The sequence below is a fragment of the Kitasatospora sp. NPDC024654 genome (assembly GCF_055559155.1).
In genome coordinates this window covers 1-4,309 of record NZ_JBVHLF010000199.1, presented here as the reverse complement: position 1 = coordinate 4,309, position 4,309 = coordinate 1, and the positions used below count along the sequence as shown (strand labels likewise).

Annotated in this window: 1 protein-coding gene; it reads right to left on the bottom strand. The window is 73.5% G+C overall.

Annotation, left to right across the window (positions count from 1 at the left end; all coding sequences use genetic code 11):
* Nucleotides 1–4,309, bottom strand: a 4,309-nt coding sequence (locus ACZ38L_RS38625) for a type I polyketide synthase (RefSeq protein ID WP_465702686.1), incomplete at both ends; no start/stop codon positions are given.

Sequence of the window (4,309 nt, the reverse complement as noted above, 5' to 3'; positions counted from 1 at the left end):
AGGCGGCGGTGAAGACGGGTTCGGTGTCGTAGAGTTCGTGTCCCATGCCGAGTCGTTGTGCGCCTTGGCCGGTGAAGAGGATGGCGAGTTTGCCGCTGCCCCGGGCCGATCCCTGGACGAGGTTGCCGGCCGTGCGCTGCTCGGCGAGGGCGTCCAGCCCGGCCAGCAGCTCCTCGCGGTTCTGGCCCAGGACCACTGCGCGGTGGGGGAAGTGGGTGCGGCCGGTGGTCAGGATGTGCGCGGCGTCGGCGGGACTGATGTCGTCGCGTTCGGTCAGGAAGCGGCGGAGGCGGTCCGCCTGTTCGCGGAGCGCGGGTTCGGTCTTCGCGGAGAGCAGGAGCGGGGCGACCGAGTCCGGTGATTTCGCTGTCTCGGCTGCGGGAGCGGCCTCCAGGATGAGGTGGGCGTTGGTGCCGCTGATGCCGAAGGAGGAGACGGCTGCTCGTCGGGGGTGGTCGGTCTCGGGCCAGGGGCGTGCCTCGGTGAGCAGTTCGACCGCGCCGGCGGTCCAGTCCACGTGCGGGGTCGGCTCGTCGACGTGCAGGGTCTTGGGCAGCATGCCGTGCCGGATCGCCTGCACCATCTTGATCACGCCGCCGATGCCGGCGGCGGCCTGCGCGTGCCCGATGTTGGATTTCAACGAGCCGAGCAGCAACGGGAGTTCGGCCGGCCGGTCCTGTCCGTAGGTGGCGATCAGCGCCTGCGCCTCGATCGGGTCGCCGAGGGTGGTGCCGGTGCCGTGCGCCTCGACCGCGTCCACCTGGTCGGGCGTCAGCCGGGCGTTGGCCAGCGCGGTGCGGATCACCCGCTGCTGGGACGGCCCGTTCGGCGCGGTGAGCCCGTTGCTGGCACCGTCCTGGTTGACCGCCGTACCGCGGATCAGCGCGAGCACCTGGTGGCCGTTGGCTCGGGCGTCGGAGAGCCGCTCCAGGAGCACCATGCCGGCGCCCTCGGCCCAGATGGTGCCGTCGGCGGCGTTCGCGAAGGACTTGGCCCGGCCGTCGGGCGCCAGTCCGCGCTGCCGGCTGAACTCCAGGAACATGCCCGCGTTGGCCATCACGGTCGCGCCGCCGGCCAGCGCCATCGTGCACTCGCCGTTGCGCAGCGCCTGGGTGGCCAGGTGCAGCGCGACCAGCGAGGAGGAGCAGGCGGTGTCCACCGTGATCGCCGGCCCCTCGAACCCGAAGGCGTAGGAGACCCGGCCCGAGGCCACGCTCGCCGTCGTACCGGTGAGCAGGTAGCCCTCGACGCCTTCGGTGCCCTGGCGGACCAGCGGCGCGTACTCCTGGGTGACCACACCCGCGAAGACGCCGACCTGGCCGCCGCGGAGTGTGGCCGGCACGATGCCCGCCCGCTCCAGCGCCTCCCAGCTGACCTCCAGCAGCAGCCGCTGCTGCGGGTCGAGGGCGAGCGCCTCGCGCGGGGTGATGCCGAAGAAGTCGGCGTCGAACCGGTCGGCGTCGTAGAGGAAGCCGCCGTGCCGGGTGTAGGTCCGGCCGATCGCGTCGGGGTCGGGGTCGTAGAGCCCCTCGACGTCCCAGCCGCGGTTGCGCGGGAACTCGCCGATCGCGTCGGTGCCGGACGCGACCAGGTTCCACAGGTTCTCGGGGGTGTCGGCGCCGCCGGGGAACCGGCAGCCCATGCCCACGATCGCGATCGGTTCCTCGTCCCCGGACCGCCCGGACCGCTTGGCGGCGGGCCTGGCCGGGCCGCGTTGCGGCGCCGAGCTCAGCAGCTCGCCGTGCAGGTAGCGGGCGATCGCGGCGGGCGTCGGGTAGTCGAAGGTGAGGGTGGCCGGCAGTCGGAGGCCGACCGCCTTGTTGAGGGTGTTGCGCAGCTCCACCGCGGTCAGCGAGTCGAAGCCCAGCTCCTTGAACGAGCTCTCCGGATCGATCACCGCGGACGGATCGTGGCCGAGCACGGTCGCGATGTGTCCCTTGAGGAAGTCGAGCAGGAACGGGCCCTGCTCCGCCTCGCCGCGCGAGGCCAGCTCCTGGGCCAGCCCGTTCTCGCCGACGCTCGGGCCGGCCTCGGCTGCGCGGCGCGGCCGGGGGCGGTACAGCCCGGCGAGGATCGGGGCGATCGTGCCCGCGGCCGCCTGCGACCGCAGACCCGCGGCGTTGAGGCGGGCGGGTACCAGCACCGCCCGCTCGTGCGACAGCGCGCCGTCGAAGAGGGCGAGGCCCTGCTCGTCCGGCATCGGGGTCAGGCCGGTGCGGGCCATCCGGGCCTGCTCCTGTTCGCCGAGCGTGCCGCCCATGCTCGCCGCGCTGTCCCACAGGCCCCAGGCGAGCGAGGTCGCGGGCAGGCCCTGGGCCCGGCGGAACGAGGCGAGGGCGTCCAGATAGCCGTTGGCGGCCGCGTAGTTGCCCTGGCCGCTCGCTCCGAGGGTGCCGACGATCGAGGAGTACAGGACGAACGCCGTCAGCTCCAGGCCCCGGGTGACGGTGTGCAGGTTCCAGGCGGCGTCGGCCTTGGGCGTCAGGACGGTGTCGAGCCGTTCGGCGGTCAGCGCGGGGATCGTGCCGTCGTCCAGCACACCCGCGCAGTGCACGACGGCGCGCAGCGGGTGTTCGGCCGGGACGGTCGCCAACAGCTCGGTCAGCGCCGGCAGGTCGGCGGTGTCGCAGGCGGCGATCCGCGCCTCGGCGCCCAGCGACGCCAGCTCGGCCGCCAACTCCGTTGCGCCGGGGGCGTCGGGGCCACGCCGGCTGGTCAGCAGCAGGTGCCGGACGCCGTGCCGGGTGACCAGGTGCCTGGCCAGCAGCGCCCCCAGTGCGCCGGTTCCGCCGGTGATCAGCACCGTTCCGTCGGCGTCGAACGCCGGTGCCGGGTCGTCGGCCGGACCGGCCGTCGCCAGCCTGGGGACCGTCATCTTTCCATCGCGAAGGGCGAGTTGCGGTTCGCCGAGACTGACGGCGGCGGCCAGGGCGGCCAGCGAGGCGTCGGAGTCGTCGAGGTCGACCAGGACGAACCGGTCGGGCTGCTCGGACTGCGCGGTGCGGACCAGGCCGTGGACGGCGGCGGCGCCGAGGTCGGTCAGCTCCTGGTCGTCCGCGACGGCCACGGCCGAGCGGGTGAGGATCGCCAGCTTGACGGTCAACTCATCATCCGCCAGAAGCTGTTGGATGATCTTCAGTACTCGGGCGGTGAGTTCGTGCGCCCGGTCGGGTGTCGCGTCGGGGGCGCCGAGGGCGGGCAGGACGGCCAGCTGCGGGACGGGCGCACCGGCGGCCAGCGCGGCGCGCAGCGCGGGGACGTCCTGGTAGGTCGTCGCGTCGATGCCCGCGCGGCGCAGCGCGTCCGTCAGCTCGGTGTCGCCGAGCACCGCCCAGTGCGGTGTCCCCTTGGTCGCGGTGGGCAGTGGCAGCGCGGTCCAGTCGAGCTGGTACAGCTCCTGGGCCGGGGCCGCCTGGGCAGCGGCCATCTGGTCGGTCGCCACGGCCCGCATGGCCAGCGAGGAGATGGTGATCGCGGGCGCCCCGGTGTGGTCCACGATCGCCAGCGAGACCGTGTCAGGAGTCGGGCGGGAGAGCCGGACCCGCAGCCGGGTGGCGCCGACCGAGTGGATCGCCACGCCGCTCCAGGAGAACGGCACCCGGATGCTGTCCTCGGCCGGGGTGGCGCCCAGCACCAGGGCCGCCGGTTGCAGGGCGGAGTCCAGCAGTCCGGGGTGGATGCCGTAGGCGCCGGGGTCCGCGTCGGCCGGGAAGGCCACTTCGCCGTACGTGGTGTCGCCCTGCTGCCAGGCGGCGCGCAGTGAGCGGAAGAGCGGGCCGTAGCCGAAGCCGGCGTCCACGATCCGCCGGTAGAACTCCGTCATGTCCAGTGGACTCGCGTCGGTGGGCGGCCACTCGCCGTCCTCGAACGGCTCGAACGCGCCGGCCGGGTCGCCCACCGCGAGCGCACCGGTGGCGTGCAGGGTCCACTCGGTGCCGGACGGCGCGTCCTCGGCGCGGGAGTACAGGGCGAAGGTGCGGCTGCCGGCGTCGTCCTGTGCGTCGACGGCCAGGCGCAGCTGGAGCGCACCGTGTTCGGGGATGGCGAGGAAGGTGCGGTGGGTCAACTCCTCGATCTGGTCACAGCCCACGATCCGTGCCACGTGCAGCAGCAGGTCCACGAAGGAGACCCCGGGCAGGATGTACGCGCCGTAGATCTCGTGTTCCGGTGCCCAGGCCGGGTGCTCGGCGGAGATTCGGCCGGTGAACAGGTAGCCCTTGCCGTCCGGTAGTTCAGTGACGGTGGTGAGCAGCGGGTGCTCGATGGTGGTCAGGCCGAGGGCGGTGGCGCCGGCGCTGGGGGTGGTGGG